At 50.1% G+C, this 23,149-nt stretch carries 14 protein-coding genes; 3 read left to right on the forward strand and 11 right to left on the reverse strand.

The features are described from left to right. Nucleotides 1-178: 178 nt before the first annotated feature. On the forward strand, nt 179-2,560 hold the full coding sequence (locus GC101_RS04900) for a glycoside hydrolase family 94 protein (RefSeq protein ID WP_171716353.1): 2,382 nt from the start codon (nt 179-181) through the stop codon (nt 2,558-2,560). Between the two features lie 122 nt (nt 2,561-2,682). Here the strand turns inward: GC101_RS04900 and GC101_RS04905 are convergent, their stop codons facing one another. The 3 genes from GC101_RS04905 to GC101_RS04915 form a co-directional block, all read right to left on the reverse strand. After that, nucleotides 2,683-5,286, reverse strand: a complete 2,604-nt coding sequence (locus tag GC101_RS04905) for a metallophosphoesterase (RefSeq protein WP_171716354.1) — start codon at nt 5,284-5,286, stop codon at nt 2,683-2,685. A gap of 3 nt (nt 5,287-5,289) precedes the next feature. After that, entirely contained in the window at nt 5,290-6,555 is a 1,266-nt protein-coding gene (locus GC101_RS04910) for a methyltransferase domain-containing protein (protein ID WP_171716355.1), read from the reverse strand. Between the two features lie 214 nt (nt 6,556-6,769). Then, nucleotides 6,770-7,564 carry a nucleotidyltransferase domain-containing protein gene (locus GC101_RS04915; RefSeq protein ID WP_171716356.1) on the reverse strand — a complete coding sequence of 265 codons (795 nt, stop codon included), beginning with the start codon at nt 7,562-7,564 and terminating at the stop codon, nt 6,770-6,772. A 177-nt stretch (nt 7,565-7,741) separates the two neighbouring features. On the opposite strand from GC101_RS04915, the gene GC101_RS04920 reads away from it, so the two are divergent. Together GC101_RS04920 and GC101_RS04925 are read left to right on the forward strand one after the other, a co-directional pair. Further along, nucleotides 7,742-9,055, forward strand: coding sequence for a helix-turn-helix transcriptional regulator (locus GC101_RS04920; protein WP_171716357.1), 1,314 nt, complete (start codon nt 7,742-7,744; stop codon nt 9,053-9,055). Next, nucleotides 9,042-9,848, forward strand: coding sequence for a WYL domain-containing protein (locus GC101_RS04925; protein WP_171716358.1), 807 nt, complete (start codon nt 9,042-9,044; stop codon nt 9,846-9,848). The genes GC101_RS04920 and GC101_RS04925 overlap by 14 nt, the downstream gene beginning before the upstream one ends. Before the next feature lie 77 nt (nt 9,849-9,925). Here GC101_RS04925 and GC101_RS04930 read toward each other — a convergent pair whose 3' ends face one another. The 8 genes from GC101_RS04930 to GC101_RS04960 form a co-directional block, all read right to left on the reverse strand. Then, nucleotides 9,926-11,062 carry an outer membrane protein assembly factor BamB family protein gene (locus GC101_RS04930; RefSeq protein ID WP_171716359.1) on the reverse strand — a complete coding sequence of 379 codons (1,137 nt, stop codon included), beginning with the start codon at nt 11,060-11,062 and terminating at the stop codon, nt 9,926-9,928. A gap of 211 nt (nt 11,063-11,273) precedes the next feature. Further along, a complete protein-coding gene (locus GC101_RS36705) occupies nt 11,274-11,396 on the reverse strand; it encodes a DUF6809 family protein (protein ID WP_343049596.1) in 123 nt (40 codons plus the stop codon). A 184-nt stretch (nt 11,397-11,580) separates the two neighbouring features. Further along, nucleotides 11,581-13,791, reverse strand: coding sequence for a pectate lyase family protein (locus tag GC101_RS04935; RefSeq protein WP_171716360.1), 2,211 nt, complete (start codon nt 13,789-13,791; stop codon nt 11,581-11,583). 336 nt (nt 13,792-14,127) lie between these two features. Beyond that, nucleotides 14,128-14,517 (reverse strand): DUF948 domain-containing protein, encoded by a 390-nt coding sequence (locus GC101_RS04940; protein WP_171716361.1) that lies wholly within the window; start codon nt 14,515-14,517, stop codon nt 14,128-14,130. A gap of 97 nt (nt 14,518-14,614) precedes the next feature. Then, nucleotides 14,615-19,321, reverse strand: coding sequence for a polysaccharide lyase family 8 super-sandwich domain-containing protein (locus tag GC101_RS04945; RefSeq protein WP_171716362.1), 4,707 nt, complete (start codon nt 19,319-19,321; stop codon nt 14,615-14,617). A gap of 246 nt (nt 19,322-19,567) precedes the next feature. Continuing rightward, a complete protein-coding gene (locus GC101_RS04950) occupies nt 19,568-20,614 on the reverse strand; it encodes a glycoside hydrolase family 130 protein (protein WP_171716363.1) in 1,047 nt (348 codons plus the stop codon). 32 nt (nt 20,615-20,646) lie between these two features. Beyond that, a complete protein-coding gene (locus GC101_RS04955; RefSeq protein WP_171716364.1) occupies nt 20,647-22,179 on the reverse strand; it encodes an ABC transporter substrate-binding protein in 1,533 nt (510 codons plus the stop codon). Between the two features lie 76 nt (nt 22,180-22,255). After that, entirely contained in the window at nt 22,256-23,140 is an 885-nt protein-coding gene (locus GC101_RS04960; protein WP_039296857.1) for a carbohydrate ABC transporter permease, read from the reverse strand. Nucleotides 23,141-23,149: the final 9 nt, after the last annotated feature.

Consider the following 23,149-nt stretch of genomic DNA (forward strand, 5'->3'; position numbering starts at 1 on the left):
GCTTATTCAATATAACAAACATCTATAAAAATATTATATTGTTTGCTTTTTACACTAAAAATTAGGGTTTCTTAGTAGGCTGGAACTGTCTTATAATGAGATTGGGCGGGAAATTCCAACCGTTTGTGAACGCGTGTTTACACTCCTGCCTGTCATCCACTTTGTAGGAGGAATGGTTATGCAATACGGTCATTTTGACGAAAAGAACAAAGAGTATCTCATCACGAAGCCTAATACACCTGCCCCTTGGGCCAACTATCTTGGCTCGCCGGAATACGGCGCGATTATCTCAGGAAATGCCGGCGGCTACAGCTTCGTGAAGTCCGGGGCCAATGGACGGCATCTCCGCTACCACTTCAACTCTAAGGACGAGCCGGGACGCTACATTTATGTAAGAGACCTGGAGAACGGGGATTATTGGTCCGGCTCCTGGCAGCCAGTGGGTAAAGATCTGGAACAATACCAATCGGTATGCCATCATGGAACCGGATACACGAACATCGTCTCGGATTACGATAACATCCATACGGAATCGTTATACTATGTGCCGCTGAACAAAACCTATGAGGTATGGCGGATGAAGGTGCGTAATGACGGCACCAAACCCCGGAAGCTGGCTCTCTTCGGATTTGCCGAACTAACCAACAATAACAACTACGAGCAGGATACCGTCAACCTGCAGTACACCCTGTTTATCTCACGCACCTACTATAAGAATAATATGATCCTTCAGGTCATCAACGAAAATATCCCCGAAGAGCAGAGCTGGAGATTCTTCGGCGCAGCCGGCGCGGAAGTTACCGGTTACGACGGCGACCGTGATACCTTCCTGGGCGATTACCGCAGCTACGGGAACCCGGCTTCCGTTGCGAACGGCGAATGTTCAAATTCACTCAACTACAATACCAATGCCTGCGGCGCCCTGCAGATCAATGTGGAGCTGCAGCCGGGAGAAGAGAAAGAAGTCGCCTTCCTGCTGGGACAGTATGATGAGCAGGGGGCGTCTGAGATTCTGAGTCACTACAAGGATTTGTCTGTGGTAGAGAAGGAGCTCGAAGAACTGAAGGCGTTCTGGCACAGCAAGCTTAACCGCTTCCAGGTTCAGACCCCGAGCGACAATCTGAACAATATGATCAACACCTGGAATGCTTACCAGTGCTTCATTACCTTCATCTGGTCGCGTGCTGCCTCCTTCCAGTACTCCGGTCTGCGTAACGGGCTCGGCTACCGGGATACCGTGCAGGATATTCAAGGCATTATCCATCTGGATCATGAGATGGCCCTTGAGCGCCTACGACTGATGATTTCGGCCCAGGTCTCCAATGGCGGCGGACTGCCACTCGTCAAATTTGATCATAATCCAGGCCATGAAGGCACACCGGACGACCCGGAATACGTGCGGGAAACCGGACATCCCCATTATCGTGCGGATGACGCCCTGTGGCTGTTCCCGACGGTTATCAAATACTTAAATGAAAGCGGTAACTGGGGCTTTACGGATGAAGTAGTTCCTTATTCGGATAAAGGCGAGGATACCGTATATGGACATCTGCGCCAGGCCCTGCAGTTCAGCCTGGACCGCATGGGTGCACACGGGATGCCGGTTGGGCTGCATGCCGACTGGAACGACTGTCTGCGGCTTGGAGCTAAAGGGGAGTCTTTGTTCGTTGCCTTCCAGCTCTACATGGGCTTCAAAGTATTCATGGAAATTGCCCAGAATAAAAACAAGCCGGAAGATGTAGAGTGGGCACAGGCGCTGCTCGAAGAGCTGGACGGTAATATTCAAAAACATGCCTGGGAGAATGACCAGTTCGTCCGCGGGTTCACCGAAGACAACTATACCATCGGCTCCTGGGAGAACGATGAGGGCAAAATCTGGCTGAATCCGCAAAGCTGGGCGGTACTCAGCGGCGCTGCCCGTCCGGAACAGGCCAAGCTCTCTATGGATAAAGTGTACGAGAATCTGCGGACCGATTACGGCTCTATGATTTTCTATCCGCCGTTCCGTAAATACGGTCTGCCTGTAGCGCTAATGGCCCTCTTCAACGCCTCCACCAAGGAGAACGGCGGGATCTTCAGCCAGCCGCAGGGTTGGCTGATTCTGGCCGAGACGATGATCGGCAACGGCGACCGCGCGTTCGAGTATTTCCTGAACTGCAGTCCGGCCAGCATGAACGATCAAGCCGAAGTCCGCAAGCTGGAGCCTTACGTACATGGCCAGTTCGTAGAGTCCAAAGACAGCCCGTACCAGGGCCGGGCACATGTCCACTGGCTCACCGGCACCGCCTCGACCGTTATGGTCTCTCTGGTAGAGGGCATTATGGGGGTTCAGCCGCAGAAGGATGGCCTCCGCCTGAATCCGTGCGTACCTTCCGACTGGACAGAATTCTCTATGGTACGGGAATTCCGCGGCAAGAAGCTGAACATCCGGGTTGAGAACAAGAACGGCGTGCAAAAGGGAGTATCGCATATCGTCATTAACGGCGAAGAAATTCAGGGCGACTTGATTCCGGTTACCCAATTGGCAGCAGAGAACGATGTGCTGGTTGTTATGGGATAAGAAGGTAAATATACGGAATAGAGAAGAGGGCGGACCGTTATGGTCTGCCCTCCTATTTTTTCTGCATAGTGTACTTCAATGCATTCTGCCGGGATCTTCCCGGCAGTCTGTGTAACCTCCCGCTACAACCGCGGATCCATCTCCTTCTCCTTCGTTACCTCAAACAAGAGGTTGGCCGCAATCTGCTTGTAGACCTCGTTATCGGCCGAAATTTCATCCAGCTTCACTTCCAGCAGTTGTCTGCCCAGCCGGTGCTCGGCTAAGGACGTGCGCAGCTTGGGAGTGATATTCTTCTGCTTCATTAGCTTGGCATATTTATGCGGGAACTTGTAGTCATACCCGTAGATGATCGACAGGTAGCCGGGATTACGGACCTTCAGGTAAGGGACTACCCCTTGCTGCTCCTGCTCAGGCTTAATCACAATACCCTCCATACCCTTTTCCACCGTTACTTTTGCAAAATACGCCTCTGCCTTACTGTAGGCATCCGACTCATTCAAGTCGAGCACCAGAATTTCGTCGTCATTTAGGAAACGGTATTGTTCCGAAGTCAGGCCGTCAGGTATCCGTTCATCTCCACTTTCCAGCACTTCCTTCAGGATGGCAAAAGGTTTATACTCCAGCTCCGCGTCACCCGCATACAGCTCCAGCTGCTGTTGATATACACGGTAAGCTTCATCCCGCTGGTCCAGGTCCACGTAGGAATCCCTTATGTCACGGATATGCTTATACGTCTGGTACACATGAGCTCCATAGCTGCTGTTAAGCGCCTCTTTGGTCAGATGATGCTGATCCTGCTCAAATCCGCTCGCCTCATAATCCTGAATCAGCTTACCCAGCGACTCTTCGAACCCGTGTTGTCTTAAGAATTCCAGCTCTGTCTCCAGCGCCTTCCCGATCGGCTTGAACTGGCGTTCAATCAGCCCGTCGCCAAGCGCCTTCCACGGCAGCAGCTCCCCGTCCAGCAGAAGCACACGAATGCCTTGCTCAGCCATATACGGTTCGAATTTCTGCAGCAGACCTTCGTAGATTGGAGCCAAATCAACCGCCTTGACCTTATAGCCGTTACGGCTGACCGCATAACACTGCTCTATCTCCCGGTAGAGATACACACTACAGCGTGATCCCATATATTTGGGCTGCAGGACAACTTCAGAAGCGCGACGGTCAGCGAAATAATTCAGACCCTTGCGCAGCGACTCCAGCTCACCGGCAGCCACATCCTTATCGGCAGGCGACATCGTCCCGGAGATAAAGTTGACCCGGTTCCGCGAGGAATATTGCAGTCTGCGCACAGCTTCGTAATCCAGCTCCTGCAGCGATACGGGCTGCTCTTCATGGAACAACGTCGGCAGCTCTTCCTGCAGCACAATCTGATGGGATTTATGGCTTTTGTAGAAAGGCTTGAACGACATGCGGACAGATGTCAGCCCGTTCCCCTGCACAGCCCCTGTGTCGAGGTGGAGCTTGTTCTTGATGCGGAACGTCTGCTTGGCGGCAATGTGACCAAAGAGATGGAACGGATGATTACTCACCGCCTCCTGCTTCAGGAAGTCAAGCTGCTGCTCATACGCAGCCTCACGGTCCAGCCGGAAGTTACGCTGATGGCGCAGCGAATTCGTATCCAGCTTCCCGATGTATTTATTGCGGCAAGGCGCGTGCGTAACATAGAAGGAAGGACCCTGCATGCCGATATAGCGGTAAAAGGGCTTGGAATCCTCCACCAGTACCGAGAATTTACTGAAGAGCTCAGCGTCCTCTTTTAAAACTTGGGTCGAATCGAAATACGTTCTTAGCAGCTCCGGATCGGTCCCTTGAATCTCACCCCGCAGGTATTTGTAGACAAAGTTCTCGTGGTTGCCCATTACCAATAGGAAATGCTCTCGATTCCCGTACAGGAACTCTATCGTCTCCCGGGTCTGCTTGCCTTTATCTATCCAGTCCCCTACAAGAATGATCTTTGTGTTACTCAGCTTATCTGTAGCGCTTAACTTACCTTCTTCTAGCTTATATCCATAGCTGCGCAGGAGCCCCTGAAGCTCTTGAACACACTCATGGACATCGCCGACCACAATATACTCTTGATCCTGCGGAAGTACCGAGGCTGCGTAAGTCTCCCAATCCTCAATATTCACCCGGTAATCCGGGTTTGGCAGACCTTGGCCTTGGCCTTCAGCCTCCCCTTCCAGAAGGAAATCCTTCGCGCGCACCTTATGGATCTTGTTGTAGCCTTCGCGGGACAATACGGGCAGCACTTCTTTTCTCAGCCGGTTCAGATGGCCCGAAATCAGCTTCTTCGAGCGCTCCGAGGCATAATAATCCTCCCGCTTACGGTAATCGAACAGAATAACCTCGAGATTGTAATTGTTCTCCTGGGCAATGGCGCGGACTTTACTGCGGTAATCTTCAGCCAGTCCAATGGTATCCATAATCACAAACTCCGCGTTAATCGGCCAGGAGGTCACCAGCTTCAGCCGCTCAAACAGCAATTGAAACGTATGCGAGCTCGCCTCCAGCATCACCTGATCATATTTGTCGTAATCGTAACCTAAGATATCCTGCCGGATGCTATCCGAGGACAGGTACTGCACATTCGTGCGCAGCCCTGTGGAGTTATCCGCAAGCTTCAGCTGCGGGATCAGGACTTCCTTGGCAAATGTCGTTTTTCCGCATTCCGTTGCTCCAACGAGCATGAATATCGTGTCTACCCGTGTTTGAATGTCCACTGTCTATTCCTCCTTTCTGCGCACAATCGCGCTTTGCGTTGTCCGGATCTCATCTACCCGGTCACCGACCATCCCGTACTCCGCCTCAACGGCCAGGCCTTGAATTGTATCTGTAAACCAATCACGGAACGCATCAATACCCATTTCCCACTTATGATCCTCATGCCGGAATCCGTCCAGCTCATAATAGCGGTTGAAGTCGGCATTCGGTGTCGTTACTATCAGCTGTCCGAAATCCACACTTCCGATAATTTGCCGGATCAGCGCAGCCGCTTCATCCTCGCTCATATGCTCTACCACTTCGGTCAGAATCACATCGACCTGCTCCCCGTTATACGACTCCAGAAAATGATCCAGCGAGCCGAAGGTGGCGATGTTATCGATTTGCTTGGCTTTTGCCTTCCGGTTCACAATCTCCAGCAGCTCTGCATTGATATCCACGGCGTAATAGGTACTCTCGATCTTCCCGGCAAACGGAATGGCATAGAAGCCCTCCCCGCAACCGATATCCAGAACCGGCTTATTAAATGGAAGCACACCTGAGATAAATGTTCGCCGCTGCATCGCCGTACCGCCATACTCCAGCCCGATGGAAACCTGCTCCGTTTGCTCAATAGAGGCTTTGTAGCGCTTGAACAGCTCCCGGGTAGTAAGAAAGCTCCGTGCAAACAGACTGCGGATATAAAAAGGAGCATCAATCACATTCAGGCTGCGGATATATTTATCCAGAATACGGTCTGAAATATCGATATACTCATCTCCAAATATGGATAAGAACAGGGACAGCACCTGAGTCACATGCAGGAGGTGATACAGGCTTTTATGCGTGGTAATGGTCAGTGAGTAGCTCTTATGCGCCTGATGCTGCAGGGAGAAGGTATAATCCTTCAGATGCTTGTTGAAAAATTCAATATAATGCAGCCGCTCCACCTGAACCATATTGATGAAAAAGGTATGCTCATAGCCTTCAATGTCCCGCTCATCCTGCGCCTTAACAGGCGTGGAGAAGAACTCATTAACCGCATTCAGCGGAAACAGCGGGGTGTTATACCGGGAGACATTGAGATACTCAAAGCTGTCACTGTCGTTCTGCTTATAGGAGAGTTCATTATCTGCATCCTTGAAAAAAACGTTATAGGTAGCATCATCCGAATACCAGCCGTAGGCTATTCCTTTGCGGACCGGGCGAAGCTGCATGCCGCTCTGCGGATTTTTTTTGATCAAAAAGGTGAACTGCGGATTTGTTGATTTCAGTTGTACAATAGCCACTACGATCTTCCTCCTGTCAGTCGTTCTATATAAGCTAAACTAAAAACCTAACTTAAAGCTTAGTCGTCACTACGGTGAATATTTGGACTTCCGGCCGCTGTTATGGTTGGATTTCCTTATTTAGACCGCTAATTGCGGTAGAAATCCAACCATAAAGGCGATCGCTAACGCTCCTACAGTTCCAAAATTCCCCTTCGATCCTTTTCACTTTTGGTTATAAATTTAAGCGCCATACTTCCTGCAGCGCCTCCCGGAAAAGGGCATCCAGCTGCTGGTCCCGGTTATCCTCTTTGATACTCAAGGCCGCCGCTGCGACCTTCTCCAGCACTTGAAGCTGCTCTTCCAAATAATCATTAATCGCGCTTAACCGCGGCTCAACATCCAGTTCCTCACCGGACTTCTTCCGTGCCAGCAATTGCTGCACTACCTGCCACAGCTCTCCATCCTGCGGGATCAGCCGCTCTACCAGCACATCGAACTCCATCGGCGGCATCTCTTCATAGCGGTTAATCCATTCACAGGCCAGAACCGGGCGCAGCACATAAAAGTACTTCTTGATCTTGACCTGCTCACCCTGCAGGTAATCGCGGTAATTGCCTTTAGCCATGTTCAAGTAATGGTACATACACGATTTCGGTGAAAAGGTATACGGCGATATCCCTCTAAGCTGTCCGGCTACACTGAATTTCTCTGCATACTGAATCGGCGATTGCAGCCACTCCAGCAGCGGCGGATTGGACTTGCGGAATAAATTAAGCGCCTTACGTAAATCCCATCCATTGATATCCAGCATATTGTTAATCGGACGCTCTATGACATCCCGTTTATCGTAGATAGATAAATACCATTCCGGCTTATGCAGATAAATGAACCGCACATCATAATCACTATCCTGCGAGGGGAAACCCCACGCCCGGCTGCCTGATTCACAGGCATAGAGGATGCTAACCTGCTCTTCCTCTTCAATCTGTTCCAACTGCTCCAGGATAAGCTTATTTATAGGGATCATTGTTATCACTCCAGTTCAACTCAGCTTCATGAACCTATCTTCCCTCATTTTCCCATTCACGAACAGGGCGGAAGTATGGCGGCAGGCAAAAAACCTTCCATTTTATTCAACTCTGGTGCTTAATATAAATAAGTACTATCACTTCTAATGGATGCGCTACAGGCTGGAGGAATACAAATGGCCAAGGAAAGTTTCGATAAAGAAATTCAGTTTCTTCGCATGCTGTCTTTAGCCGGGGGAGCCTACAGCAGACAACAATTCGCCGACCGGCTCGGCATTTCCGTACATACCTATGACAAAACGCTGCGCAACCTGAAGGAAATGGTTACTGTCCTGCAGCAGGATCTGCCTGCTGAGCAAGGAACCGAGCTCTCCGAGTGGCTCCGCTACAACTATTATGAGTCTGCCGACCCGCTGCTGCTGTTCCTGTTCCGGGCCAAGTCGCTTAAGGAAACGGAGAGCATCCGGCTTACTCTACTCTTAACAGCACTCCAGACTCAGGAGCGGACTGCCAAGGATCTGCAGGATCTGTGCAGTGAGCAAATGCCCGCCGATTCGCCGCTGCCTGATGAGAAGACCATCCGGGGCGATCTGAAATATCTGGAGGAAGTCGGCGTCATTCTCCGTGTCAATGAGCGGCGTCCTTACCGGTACAAGGCTGCCAACGACCTGATTGACCAGCTAACAGATGACCAGCTTTTGGACCTCTATGACTACGTGGATGTCATCGCTAATACACAGATTCCGTCTGTACAGGGCTACCTGCTGCGCGACACCCTGAAGAAGGTTCTGCGGAAGCGGGGATTTAACCCCGAAGCTACAGAAACCCATAGATATAAATACAATTACCATTCACGTATTCTTGATGAGGCTCATCTCTACACGATATTCGGTGCTATTCAGCAGCGCCGGAGAATCCGGTTTCTCTATCTGTCCCCGAAAAAAGGAATGAACTACACCTCCCAGAATACGAACCCTCTCTTTGAGCGGGAGTCTGCGGGTATTACAGATAGTATCCTTCCGCTACGCGTCGTCTACGACCATCAGTATGGGCGGTGGTATTTAATCGGGCATCATGCGCGGATGGGGATCAAGAAATTCCGGATGGAGGGCCTTACGCAGATTGAAGAGGGCGAACCCGTGGAAGAAGAAGAATATGCGGAGAAGCTTAAAGCTCTGGAAGCACAGCTGAAGAACAGCTGGGTTACAGATACTAACCGTGCGGTTAAGGTAGCTGTCAGATTCTATAACCCCAGCCGGTCTGGCGCTAATTTCATCCGGGAGCGGGTTGAGGCGCAGGGACAATGGGGCGTGATTACAGAGGAGTCCGATTCAACGTTCCTGTACGAGATTGAAGTGAACGAGATTTATGAAATCAAGCCCTGGTTACGGAGCTTCGGTTCGAGCTGTGAGATCTTAGAACCCCGCTGGCTTCGTAAGCAATTTATTGCAGAATGGAAGGAGCTCCGGAGCTACTATGAATCCATTTGAGAAAATATTCAATTTCCAGATCATCTCACGTCTTGATGAAGCAGGTTCCCTCGCGCTGACCTCCCAGGAACGTTCCTGGCTGAAAACAATGCTTAGGCATCCGGCTTCGGAGGCGGCTTTTACACCAGAAACTTTAAGTAAATTGAATACGCTGTTGGAACCCGAGGCTTCTATTGAAGTAGGGGAGATTATTATGGAGAAGGCCCGCAGTAAAGAGCGCCAGGTCTACCATCCGCTGCTCCGCACGCTCCGCCGCATGATTATGCAGAATCAAGGCATCCTGATTGCATATCAGATTAAGCATGGAGGCGAACGAACGGATCAGGCCGGGTTCCCGCACAAGCTGGAATACAACATGTATAAGCGGGAGTGGTATCTGCAATGGTACAGCACCCGGCAGCGTTCGCTCATGTCCACCAAACTGCGCAACATTGTGTCGGTCGAAGTATTCCCCATCCCTGCCAAACGGATTGACGACCTGAAGGCACGGATAGCGCGCTTATTAGACGGCCTGAAGGAATCCGCCTGCGTTCAAGTCATTCCCACCTTTAATGCGGAGCTATCGCGTATCCTGTCTGCCTTCTCCTGTTTCGATAAGTCCGTGTCTTTTGATGAAGCCTCCGGCATCTACCAGATCCATGTTAACTACATGAGAGACGACAGCGAGTTCCTGTTATCCCGAATCCGGTTCCTTGGGTTACGTGTGAAAATTACTCAGGGCGAGCAGCTTAAGCGGCGTATGCTGAAGACGGCTGATATGGCGATTGAGCGGTATGGGGGAATGTGTAATTAAAAATAGACGAGAGGACGGCCCGCAAGGGTCCGTCCTCCTTTTTTTCGGAACAGAAATTGCAATTCAATCTCAGACAATTATTTACTCTTTTTTTGCAGGCAGATGATGTTGTTATTCACACTAATAACCGTGAGATTATCATTTACGCTAAGGATGTCTGGATAAGAGAGTGAACGGCTGCCAACCGACAGCGTAAAGCGCGGCTTCCCGGTATAATCTAATGAATACACATTGCCGTTATTGGCGCCGAAGTATACATTGCCCTTAATGTCTGTCGCAAAGCTTCTTGAGAAGAAACCTATTCCGGCAGCCTTTTCATATTGATTCAATGAATAACTCCACTTCGGCTTACGTGTCTTGAAATCCAGATCCTGAAGAGTATTCGTTCTATCATTAAGTATGTAATAGCCGCCATGCCCGTCCTTATCGCCCACGTCTGAATAATTTACGGGCTTAGCTTTTATCTCGCTATAATCCTCAACCCGTATAATGTTCCCGCTCGTATCCAGAATAGCCTGGGCATCTGTGAAATCAACAATAACATGACCATTAGAATCCGCATTAAGCGCTCCTATGTCGTTGAAGTCCAATGTTCTATCCTTTAAGGAAATAGTAGTCAACAGCCAATTCGTTGATCCATCCTTACCGATGGACTGCAGGCCTTTATCCGTCAGAACAATATAATTCCCCTTGCTATCTCCTGCATGATAAAAATCGAATAAAGCGCCATCCTCAAAAAAGGTTTTTATCTGCAGCTTAATATTTTTCATGGTGGTTGCTTCTCCTGAACTTGAAAAACGCATGACATCTGCTTGATATACCGTAGAGGATAAATGCTTCACATCATCATAATTAAGGTTATAATAGGTTCCGTCCGCCCCTAACATGGATCCAAGATTGCCCTGCCAATCGCTCGGAAGTCTCCAGCTGAATTTACCAGAATTGGCATTAATTGCGATGATTTCTTCAAAACTCTGAGCATAGATCAACCCATCCGGTCCCCTATACAAATTGTATTGTTGAAAAGGACTCTTATCGGTTATGAACCATTTCATCTCATACTCCGTTGCATTTTTTAAGATGATATTGTTTCCCTGATCGTTCTTGACGTACAGCTTTTGGGTAACCTCCAGCGGATTCTTAACTACGGTAGCACCCATTGTACAAAGCAATATCAAACTTATTAATCCTAACCTAATAATCCCTTTTCTCATCCTGCACCCCTTATGGTTAAAAATTGAATTTCCTATGATTATAAAGGATTAATTTAACAATCGCGCTCATATTTATACTTGCAAAGCTTATGTAGAAAAATAAATATAGTTAATCCCACACAAATGCAGCTGTCATCTCCAGCCCCTGTACTTGCGAATACAGTTCTAATAAAGACTCCAGCTCCTCATACTCGCCTGCGGACAGCTTCTGCTACCAAGTCTCTAGAGATTCGGTAATTTGCCTGTTGAGCGGGCGGTAATTGGCGTCCTTGGAGATACTATCCTCGTTAGGAAATAAACTGCCATGATATAGAGATTCGAGAATGTTTGGCATAAGAGCCTCCTTTATCGGCTACATAATTATATTCGATAAAATCAGCGTAGCATATTTGCAGAGTGTACGTGGTACGCTTAGACGTAATATCACAAAAATAAACAAGGATCAATCTCCGTGATTCTTAGGATCAATTTAAAAAGACACCTCTAAGGGTGTCTTTTATTTATGATTTTAAAACTATCTACTCCACCTTCATATAATACAAATTCGCAGTACTATCCTTCGTAATCGTATGCGCACCCGCTGCAACAGAGACCGTAGCAATACCATTCGTGATAGTATAGCTGGTTCCATCTACTTTAACTTTGGTTCCTTCGGAGTTGAACACTAATGTTAAAGTCGAGGCTTTGGCTGCTGTGAATCCAATGCTGGTAGCGCTCTCGATTTTCAGACATTGCGTTAAGGTCAGACCGCCATATACTACAGTTCCTTTACTCGTGGAGAGATTCCCGGAAATAGAGAAGAAGCTGCTCGTTGTTCCGGATGTAGTGAAGTTATGAACAATTGCCCCAGCAGTGGGCGTTGGCGTTGCAGTCGGCACCGGAGTTGCCGTTGGTACAGGTGTTGCTGTTGGTACAGGCGTTGCAGTCGGTACTGGAGTCGCTGTCGGCACCGGAGTTGCCGTTGGCGCAGGTGTTGCTGTTGGCGCTGGTGTTGCTGTTGGCGCTGGTGTTGCTGTTGGAGTCGGAGTAGGCCCAACCGGACTGGAATTGCCTCCTACCGATACAAGCCCAGACGTGTAACCTCTGATTGCAGACATCAGCGCGGCATTCAGTGCATACGATGCATCATCCACAGAGTCATTGAAAGCCCATGTGAAGTCTCCACCGCCCTGGCGTCCAGCTTCTGCCGTAACGACCTGTTCCACAGTGCTCACGCTATCAACATCTGAGGCACTAACTCCCGTATCAACGCTCGTATCGAAGTTGTTATACGCCGTTCCGCCGACTAGAGCTTTGTATGAGCTTGGGACGGTCTCATTTCTCGAAGAAGCTAAGTAGGCATCAAACGAGGTAGCATTCGCCGGAGCGGTTCCGGTACTGGAGTTGGCATAGATCAGACTTGCCGCACCAACAACACTGTTGTTGTAGGCTTTAATCACACCCCCGTTTTCGCCGGAGAACGTTCCTTCTTCCCCTATAGCATCTGTGCCTTGCAGGGAACTAAGCATTGGATCTTTAGTATTTCTGAACACATTCGATTCTACAAAAGCCGAGGCTCCGGTTGTAACGCCGACACCATATTTGGAGACCCCATCATAGAAGTTATTATAGACATGAACAGAAGCCACTCTAATCCGCGGATGACGGGAATCCGAATGATCGAACCAGTTATGGTGGAAGGTAACAAAGAATTCTGCAGATTCACTAAGTCCGACCAGAGCCGCTTTTCCGGAATCAAAATAGTGGTTGTACGAGATAGTGATATACGTTGAGCCTTTCTTGAGGTCCGTTGAACCGTCACCCTTAGCCTGGTCCGCGTCACCTCCTGCAGAGCCGTAGAAAATATCGTTATTATGCACCCATACATTCGCATTGCCTGTATCCATGGAGATACCGTCGTCAGGGAATAACATCACGCCCAGATTTCTGACTTCGACATTCCCGGTATATCTAAGCAGCATTCCCCAGCCGTAGGCATACGCATCTTTCCCGATACCCTCGATGGTAATATTCATTTCCGTATAATTGTTTTTACCTTTGACTTCAAGATAACCGCTGCTGTTGAGCTGTCCGCTTAGGTCAGCCGCTGTAACTTTTCCGATAATCCGGATGGCCAGCGGTGTTGTGTCGTAGCCTTTTTGTCTCAGTGTCAGAATTCCGCCCAGACCAACACCGGTTTGTACTGTACCCGAGCTGCTGGTTTTCACACCGAGCGTTACGGTTTGTGCATTCTGGGAGGTGATATACAGCACCTGTGCCCCGCTTTTGAGCGTCCCATTATCATTGTAAGCACCTGAGCCTGTACCAAATTGCGAATTGGCTGAAAAAGCAAATCCGGACCGGTCATACGGCGCTACCGCCAGCGTTCCTGAGACAGTATTTGCCGTCACTGCGCCTGATGATACGGCCTCAACCTTCATCACATAACTTCCGGCTGCAAGCCCTACGGCATCAGCTCTCCAATAGGAAGAATACTTACGGATCAACTCGTTATTAATCTGCTGATACTGGGAGTCCGCTGCGCCCGCTGCTTTAACATATACATTATATCCCGATGCATTGCTTACTGGTGACCACTCCACATAAGCAGCTTCATTTCCGCCTCCACTGCCCGTTATCGTAAGACCCGCAGCGTGTGCTACCGTAGTTCCCCATCCGCCGGCGATCAGAGATAGTGCAAGAGAAAATAACAAAACTATACTGGTTACCTTTGCAACTGTCCTTTTCATTTCATTGCCTCCTAATTTTAATTTGTTGCAGATCCTTCTGTAACCGCTTGCAATAATCTGTGATGCTCCTCTTGCACCTCCTCTTGTACCGGCTAATCCGAACCGTTGAAGCAGGATGAGATGAACCCTCTCGGACAACCCGAGCATATCAAATGTGAAAAGGGTGCTTAAACAATCATTTGCTCATATTGGCAGTAATTCTGCGGTATTATGAGTTAATGATTATTTCGCAGTGAGATGATACCCGGCATAAGCTTTGTTGAGCTTACAAGGGGCCGTTAGAGCCAGATTCGCATAAACAAAAAAGACACCCCTTAAGGTGTCTTTTTCTGAAATTTATTGAAATTTTGTATTGACGCGAATGGGGATGCTTTGTTGCTTGACTGGAGGTTTTTCGGATTCTTGATTTAAATTTTGCCCTATTTCCGAAGCGTTTTTTTTGAATGTCTCTGTCACGGTCTGAATCACTTCACCCACATTGTGCGCAGATTCAAAAATCGGATCTATCGTTTTGATTTTACCTTTCACATCCCTGGTAACCTGATTAGCCGTATGAATGAGTTGGGTAGCCTCTCCTGTTAAGCCATGAATCGCATTTCTTACGTCAACCAGCGTCTTATTGGTCTCTGAGAGTGTAGTCATTCCTTTGCGCAGCGTAAGAATCAAGAAACCAACCAGACAGATAAAAGCAACTGCAGCCAAAGCAATACTAAGTTGGATAACCATGCAACACCTCCTGTAGTTCCACTGTATGTCCAACTTGTTGGGTTCATTCCTTCAATTGCCCTCAAGCAGGTTTTCCCGGCCGAATTTGTTCTACTTCCTATTCCTGATCCTTCACTGCAAGCGTTCTGAGCAGAACCGTGACCGTTTCCGCCCTCGTCGCGGCATCTTTCGGGAAGAAGCAGTTATTACCCTTACCCTGCATAATCCCCAGATTCTTCATCTCGGCTGCCGCTCCAACCGCCCAGACCGGGATGTCGCGGTCATCCGCGAATCCAGCGGAATGAGCTTTGGGTACAAGGTCTAATGCCCTCGCCAGCATTACGGCCATTTCCGATCTCGTCATAGGCGCATCGGGACGGAAGTTACTATTGTTATCTCCCTGGATAAGCCCCAAGCCTACAGCCCGTGCAACAGCTGCCTTGGCCCATTGCCCGATCCGGTCAGTGTCCTTGAAGGACAGGATTGCTTCTTCGTTCTGAAGCTTCAGCGAATTCGCCAGCATCACCGCGAATTCAGCGCGCGTTACCGTGCGATCGGGCCGGAACGAGCCGTCCCGATAACCTGTGATCATTCCCCTCTTCTCTGCTTCCAGGATATTGGCTTCGGCCCAATGACCGCCAATATCCGCGAAGGCATGACCGGGTACCGGAACGTCCGGCGTGTCCGAACCGCCGTTTGGATCATCGCTTGGATTAACGTTCGGATTATTGGGAGTTACCGGCGGACTCACGGGAGCTCCTCCTCCCGAATGTCCTCCGCTTCCGCCGTTTGAACGCTCGTTTACGGAAACGTTTATTTTCCCCGTAACGGACGGATTTGCGGTCAAGACGGCTGTAATCGTCACTTCTCCGGCTGCGGAAGGCGCTGTAAAGACCATGCTGAACCGGCCGTTCGCATCCGTGACTGTCTTTGAGCTTTGGAAGCTGCCCGACGAAGCTGCGACTTCGGCCTCCACGCCGGAGACCGGAAGATTGTCACTGTCGTAGACGATTCCCGCAACGGATACATCGTCTCCCACCGTCACGGCAGACGGCGTCGCCTGGAGTTCGATTAGAACGGGTACTTGTGCAGCCTTAATTACGGAGACGGTAATCTTATCCGTCACGGCCGGACTCGCCGTCAAGACGGCTGTAATCGTCACTTCTCCGGCTGCGGAAGGCGCCGTAAAGACCGTGCTGAACCGGCCGTTCGCGTCTGTTACTGCTTTGGCACTCTCAATGCTCCCTGACGAGGCCGCAATTTCGACCTCTACGCCCGGGACCGGAAGATCGCCGCCGTCGTAGACGACTCCCGTAACGGACACCTTGCCTCCAACCATCACGGAAGACGGTGCCTCCTGGAGTTCGATCCGGGAGGGCACTTGTACGACCCCTTCTACGTAAACGGTAGTCGTCCCGCTCACAGACGGATTCGCGGTCAAGGCTGCTGTAATCGTCACTTCTCCGGCAGCAGACGACGCTGTAAAGACTGTGCTGAACCGGCCGTTAACGTCCGTTACCACACTGGCATCATTGACACTGCCCGATGCAGCCGCGATCTCGACCTCTACGCCGGATACCGGAAGATCATCACTGTCGTAGACGGCTCCCGTAACGGATACGATGCCTCCGGATGTCACGGAAGACGGCGCTGCCTGAAGTTCGATTCGGGCGGGCACTTGTACGTCCTGGTTCACGGATACGGTAACCGTATCCGTCACGGTCGGACTTGCAGGCAGGACAACCGCGATCGTCACTTCTCCGGCTGCGGAAGGCGCGGTATAGACCGTGTTGAACCGGCCGTTAACGTCCGTTACTGCTTTAGCCGTTTCGATGCTGCCCGATGCAGACGCGATTTCGACCTCCACGCCGGGGACCGGAAGATCGGCGCCATCGTAGACTACACCTGTAACGGACACTTTGCCTCCAGCCGCCACGGAAGATGGCGTTGCTTCTAGTTCAACCCGGGCTGGAACCTTTTGTACGTTCTCTGGACCATACACTTTAAATTCCCAGAGCGAGTAGCCGTACGTGGTCGCTCTTTTCGTACCATACATCCGGACGTACCTTGCATTCACCGGTTCGAAGGAGATCTCATCGATTTCTCCGTCTCCGGTGGCGGTACTGTATACTGTCGTCCAGTCCGCCGTGTTGTCAGAAATCTGGATTTGGTACTCCTTCCCATACGCACTTTCCCAATGCAGCATGACCTTCGTGATGGGTTGGCTGGAGCCAAGATCGGCGTAAATCCACTGCGGATCAGCATAGTTAGATCCCCAGCGGGTCGTCAATGACCCGTCAACCGCATTTCCGGGAGACACATCGGCGGCTCTGGCCGAGCTTGCCGTTACTTTCATGCCTTCGGCGAGATTGGGTGCCACTGCCTCAAACACATTAAATTCAGCAAGCGAATAGCCGTCCCCGGTGCCCTGCTGAACGCCCAGCATCCGGACGAATCTGGCATTGACCTTACCAAAGGAAAGTTCGTCGATTCCGCCATCCCCCATCGAAGTTGTATAAACGTCCTTCCAGGTGACAGCATCCTCCGACACTTGAATTTTATAGCCTTTCCCGTACGCCTTTTCCCAATTTAGCCTAACTTTATGGATCATATATTGATCTTGCAGATCGACATAAATCCACTCGTTGTCCGAAGCACTTGAACTCCAATAGGAACTTCTGTATAGATCGGTTGCATTCGAGGCAAATTGCTTGCCTTGGCTGGAGGAAGCGGTCGCTCCTTTACTGTAAGCGAGATCGAACCCTCTGTCGTCGAGAGAGGTTCCCTCGTTTAGCGTCATGCTCCGGCCGGTAAACGTATCCTTGCCGAGTCTGAAGGTAGTCGTGGTTTTTTCTCCGTTACGGTTCAGCGTTACGTTCACTGTAATCCCCGGCGTTTCTGGATTAGCGACCGAGATGCGTACAGGTGAAGCGGATTCGTCAATGATTACCGTGGACGGATTATCCACGGTGACCGTCAAGCCGTCTCTTAGCGTCACCGTCCCGGGTTGATAGAACAGCAATTCCGCAATGCCAAGGGAATTGTGCCGGACTGCCTGAACCGACGGTGTATTCGCAAGAATACTGACCGGGCTCGGGCTCACGCTTGCGTAGCTGCTGACCTCTTCAGGGGTTTTATTCGGCAATACGATATATTCATAGGAAGCGTTAGTCGGTTTCACGCCATGATCGAGCCATATTGAAAAAACCGGCTTGGTGATCGGCTCCGTTGAGCTTCCCGTGATGACATCGCCCCATTTTCCCGTCTTCGTCTCCCGCTTCACTTGAAAGCCGGTAGGATTCGGGAAAACATAGCCGATCTTATCGTTATATGCCCAGCGCCCGTTAGCCTGCACCGTTCCGTCCGCTATTACTTTTCCGTCTACGAGCACATCCCCTGCCGCCAGACTTTGGTTCAATGTTGTATGGACCGGTGCAGCGTTAGTTGAAGCGATACCTGTGCCTAGCGCCACCATTTCATCATCGAAAAAGAAGTAGCCTTTTTTGCCGCTTGTACTCAGCTTGTTGAAATCAAACGCTGTGGCTCCATAACGCTCGTTGGTCACGCCGCCTACAAATGTTTTGGGATTGTTGAAATTCGCATCCTTCGTGAGTACATACGGTGCCGTCGTACCTGGAACATGGGCCCAGTCCATCAGCGGGTAAACCGTCCTGTATTCATCCCCGGTTCTCTGAATGGCAGTGGCTCCTTGCGGCGTCCAGTAGAGCAGGTTATATCCGCTAGGATTAATGGTTCTCCACTCCCCGCCTTTGACCGTGCTGGAAGACATCTTGACCGTAATCCCATAATCATCCCGCATATGCGAGGAGACTAGCGTCTGCCATTGCGTCATATTGCTAGCATCCAGTCCGTTGCTCGTGCTCGTACCAATACTGCGGATGTTCTCAAGAAAACCCGCAAACTCGGCTGCGCGCTTCGGATTGGCCGCCTGCATCCACTGCAGCGGATCTTCATAGAAGGTCAAAGCCGCGCTAGCATAATCCGGCCACTCCGGTCCATTCATCCCCATACCCAGATCGGCAACATCGCCTCTCACGAGGTACCTGGTGCCGTCCAGCAGGTAGGATGATAACGAATCAATCGCCGCCTTGCTGTACGAGAATGAGGTGTCCGAGGTTACATATGCCCAGAATGACATATCTCTGGCAAAGCTTCTTCCATAGCCCGTCGTATAATTCGTTTTGCCATGCATGAAGAATGACATGTCTGACTGGATTCCCGTCACAGTCGCCGTCACATTGGATAGCACATTAAACGCTTCCACAGCGTTCCGGACGATCTGGGCATCCTCCAGCAATAAGCCGCGGATCATATAATTCTGATTGTACCAGGATGAGTTGGCTCCATCGACAGTATGAGGGCTGCTGTCCAGCGTGCCGATTATATTGGAAGCTTGCGCTTCTGTTAAATAGCCTTCACATAAAAGCGCGATTTTCCCCAGCCTTAATTGCTTGCCGATTCCGGTCTCCCACCAGTTGGTGGATGTCGGCTTCACCGTAAACCAATAGTCCAGCCCCTTTTGAATGCCTCCTAACAGGGTTTCATTATGATAGTATGGACCCTTCGGATCAGCAAACGCCTGAGCCATTGACTGCAGCCGGTCTAAGGCGAGATAAGGCGACCAGGCCCTCCCATTGGCACTGGAGGCTGTACTCGCATAATCTACATCCCCCCAGCTTCCATTGGCGTTTTGATTGGATAAGTACGTACCGGCCTGAGATTTATAGGTCCATTCGACCCGGCCGTTCGTTCCATCGTTGATGATATCTTTGGAGACATAAAATTCCGCCGTCCGGTTTTTCATCAATTTTATTTCAGCGATCTCTGGAGAAACGTTGGCCGCCCCGGGCGTGCTCGCCGATACGGGCGAATATAACCCTATGGAGGATATCAACAAACAAACAATACCAAGACATGTCCATCTCTTTACAAACCTTTGTCTTTTGTCAGTCATGTACATGCGCTCCTTTGTCTATCTAAATTCAATCGTTTATGATAGCGCTTTCCTTTTTATGGATTGAAGAAGGCAGCTCGCACTGCCTTCAGCCTTCTACACTAGCGTATTAAATATATCCTCCAGCGGTATATCCGCCACTGCCATCACTTCGTCTGCAGCACCGTAATACATACGGACCGTCTGATCCAGCAGCAGGGCTCCGCACGAAAACACGACCTTACCGAAGAATCCATTCACCTCATAGGCAGCTTCCGGCTCCAATACAGGTACACGTGATCTCGCAATTACCTTGGCAGGGTTCTCCAGATCAAGCAGCACCGCGCCCATACAATAGCGGTGCTTGCTGTCCGCTCCGTGGTACAGCGCCAGCCAGCCGCGTTCGGTTCGAATCGGAACCGCCCCGCCGCCCATACGAGCCGAATCCCAGCCTTGTTCGCTTAGCCCCATCAGGAAGCGGTGATTCCCCCAATGGTCGAGATCGGGCGATTCGGCGATCCACATCTCGGGAGAGCCGAACGACTTGGGCACCGGACGGTGCAAAGCGTAATATTTGCCGTTAATTTTATCCGGGAAGATCATGACATCCTTATTCTCGGGAGCCAGCATAAGTCCACGGCGTTTGAATGTCCGGAAATCCCGGGTCTCTGCCAGGCCGGCGCCAACGCCGCGGGCAGAAGCAGAGCTGTAAGTAATATAATAGATATCCCCGATTTGGGTCACACGCGGATCTTCAATTCCCCACGCTTCCAGAGCGTGCTCCGGGAACAGAGCCGGCTGCGGCTCCACATCGAAATGAATGCCATCCTTGCTTCGCGCCACCCGCAGATGAGATAAGGAGGTGAGCATAACCGTTTGTCCATCCTTCGCAACGAAGCGCGAGTCGGAGAAATCATAGCCCGGATCGGTCTTGTCGTAACGTTCTACAAGTACCTCCGTACCCTCTTCATTCAGCCTGGGGACGAGCACTTCGTCCGCCCGGTCCGATAACGGCGCTTCTGCAATACGCAGTAAAAGAATCGTTTCATCCTTTAACTGCGCAACACCTGCATTAAACGCACCCAGCACCCGAAAGTCGGAACGGGAGGGGGCGACATCCCGGGCCCGTATAACAGGATTTTGCGCACTGCGCTGTATGTTCATATGAAGTACCTCTTTCAGTATTTTAAGTGCTTTTATTTACCGGCTGTGACCGCATCGATTTGCGCCTGAATTTCCTCGATTACTTTTTGTCCGCCGAGGCTCTCCATTTTTTTGTTCATCATCTTCTTACCTTCCTCGGCAGGCACCAAGCCCTGGCTAAACGGCAGGAAGGTCGAATCGTGAAGCGGAGTGATTTTGGCATATTCCGTCTTCACCTTTTCAGCGTTAAAGTTAAAGCCCGCCGTTGGACTAAGTGTGAAATTGGCCGGGTTGGTAGAGAAGTCGAACCACTTCTTGTCATCCTTCATCATCGTGTCCGGCGTGCGATTCAGTGTTGGCCGCCAGGTTAGCACGAACCCCGGGAATGAATAGCTGGACAGCACCTTATAGCTCGAATCGCCGACCGGTTCCCAGTCCTTCCCTTGAATGCCGTATTCCATCAGATCGTGGTTTTCCTTAATGGACAACCAATTGGCTACATCCATTGCCAAATCAGCGTGCTTGGAAGCAGCCGGGATACACAGGAAATTCCATTGCTGGAAAGCGGTATACGGCTTGGCTTTATCCCCGTTCGGAATGAAAATCTCAAGCTTGTCGCTGCCGTCTCGCAGCATTTCCGAATATTTCAATCCCTCCACACCATCCGCCGCATAATAAGTGGCCGCATATTTCCCCTGCTTGAACAGTGTCTCTGCATTCTGCTCCTGTGCGATATTTTTGGAAATGATACCGTCCTTGTAGTATTGGGTGACGCGTTCATAACCATCAGCAATCACCGGGCTGGTCCATTGGCCGATTACTTTCTTGTCCTTGATGGAATAGGCGAACATGTTGACACCGATTTCGAGCACTTCATCCAGCGCCAGATTAGCGGATTCGCTCAGGATAAACGGAAGTTTATCAGCTTTGATGCCGTTAATGACGAAGGGCTTGACATCCTTCTCTTGTTCCTTGACCATATACAGGAATTTCTCCAAATCCCCCAAGGTTTTCAACTCGGGAAGTCCATACTTCTCACGCAAATCTTTGCGGATCAGAAGGCCATATAGCTGGCCCTGGGTGGTACCGAGCGGAATCCCCATAATTTTTCCGCCGAATTTGTTATACTCCCACATTTCCTCGGGAATGGATGCTTTGAGCTCCGGACGTTCGGCCACCGCGGCATCCAGCTCCATTAAAGAATTGCCCTCGATCATCTGATTCATGGATATCCACGGGGCATCCAAATACATATCGAAATCTTCCCCGGCAGACATCTTCACGGATACAGCATTCCCATAATCGGTCCATGGCAAGAAATTGATGTTCAAGGCCGCTCCGACGTTATCCGCTTTTAATTTGTCATTGACCGCCTGCAGCACATCGTCAAAGCCCACCGGTTTATCCCCCGGAAAATAAGCTTTCAATGTCACCGTTTCCTTAGATGCGGGTGCAGCACTTTCCATATTCTTTGGAGAACTCCCTTCATTGCCGCCAGTCTTCGCATTGCCTCCGCAGCCTGCCAGGATCAGTGAAGATACCAATACCGTTGCCGTTGTCGTGCCAACCCATTTTTTTAATCTCATTCCGTTACCCTCCCATATCTATGAACAAAATTCTGAAATGAACTGGGTTAGTCCGGTTAATCCCGGACATCCCCGTTTATCCTTTTACGGCTCCCACCGTTAGACCTTTGACGAAATACTTCTGAAGCATGGGATACAGCAGGACAATCGGGCCGATCGTCAGCACAGTTGTCGCCATCCGCACACCATAGGTCGGTGGAGTCACTGCAATTGCTGCTCCGGAGGGAATGAGATTTTTGGCGGCTTCCATATTGGATACCATCCGGCGAAGAATTAACTGCAGCGGATATAACTTCTCATTATCCACGAACATCAATCCCATAAACCAGTCATTCCAGTAACTCAGAGCATAGAAGAGACCAACGGAAGCCAGAATCGGCTTGGAGATCGGGATCATAATTTGATAGAAAATTCTCATTTCATTCGCTCCGTCTATTCTTGCGGCTTCCTCTAGTTCCTCAGGAATGGTGCGGAAGAAGCTCACGAGTAAAAAGACGAGGAACGGCTGGCATAACATCGTTAAGATGAGTACCCAAATGGTATTCTGCAAATGCAGCCACTGACTGACCACAATATAAAATGGAATGATACCCCCGGAAAAAAGCATAGGCAGGTAGCAAAAGAACAGAAAAGGTGTTTGCAGAACATTCCGTTTGTTAGCCAGCGAATAGCCAAGCATTGCGGAAATACACAACGCGCTTAATGCACCTACGACGGTGATAAAAATCGTGACCGCATAACCGTTGAATAACACATCCGATTGCAAAACCGCCTTATACGCGTTCAGCGATAGTTTTTGCGGAATCAAAGTATAGCCGTGCGCAATCAGTTCCTGTTCATCCGTAATAGAGCCGATAATCATCAGCAGAAAAGGAAACACACAAAATAAGGTGAACAACAAAATGAACGTATGGGCAAATATTGTAAACGTTCGATCCGCAGCGCTCTGTTTCTGTCTCATAGTTATTCT

Source organism: Paenibacillus phytohabitans, assembly GCF_013141775.1.
In the GTDB taxonomy this organism is placed as follows: domain Bacteria; phylum Bacillota; class Bacilli; order Paenibacillales; family Paenibacillaceae; genus Paenibacillus_AQ; species Paenibacillus_AQ phytohabitans.

Coding starts and splice junctions, on each gene's coding strand:
- GC101_RS04900 (WP_171716353.1), top strand. CDS start 179: ATGCAATACGGTCATTTTGACGAAAAGAACAAAGAGTATCTCATCACG.
- GC101_RS04915 (WP_171716356.1), bottom strand. CDS start 7,564: ATGATCCCTATAAATAAGCTTATCCTGGAGCAGTTGGAACAGATTGAA.
- GC101_RS04920 (WP_171716357.1), top strand. CDS start 7,742: ATGGCCAAGGAAAGTTTCGATAAAGAAATTCAGTTTCTTCGCATGCTG.
- GC101_RS04925 (WP_171716358.1), top strand. CDS start 9,042: ATGAATCCATTTGAGAAAATATTCAATTTCCAGATCATCTCACGTCTT.
- GC101_RS04930 (WP_171716359.1), bottom strand. CDS start 11,062: ATGAGAAAAGGGATTATTAGGTTAGGATTAATAAGTTTGATATTGCTT.
- GC101_RS36705 (WP_343049596.1), bottom strand. CDS start 11,396: ATGCCAAACATTCTCGAATCTCTATATCATGGCAGTTTATTTCCTAAC.
- GC101_RS04935 (WP_171716360.1), bottom strand. CDS start 13,791: ATGAAAAGGACAGTTGCAAAGGTAACCAGTATAGTTTTGTTATTTTCT.
- GC101_RS04940 (WP_171716361.1), bottom strand. CDS start 14,517: ATGGTTATCCAACTTAGTATTGCTTTGGCTGCAGTTGCTTTTATCTGT.
- GC101_RS04945 (WP_171716362.1), bottom strand. CDS start 19,321: ATGAAAAACCGGACGGCGGAATTTTATGTCTCCAAAGATATCATCAAC.
- GC101_RS04950 (WP_171716363.1), bottom strand. CDS start 20,614: ATGAACATACAGCGCAGTGCGCAAAATCCTGTTATACGGGCCCGGGAT.
- GC101_RS04955 (WP_171716364.1), bottom strand. CDS start 22,179: ATGAGATTAAAAAAATGGGTTGGCACGACAACGGCAACGGTATTGGTA.
- GC101_RS04960 (WP_039296857.1), bottom strand. CDS start 23,140: ATGAGACAGAAACAGAGCGCTGCGGATCGAACGTTTACAATATTTGCC.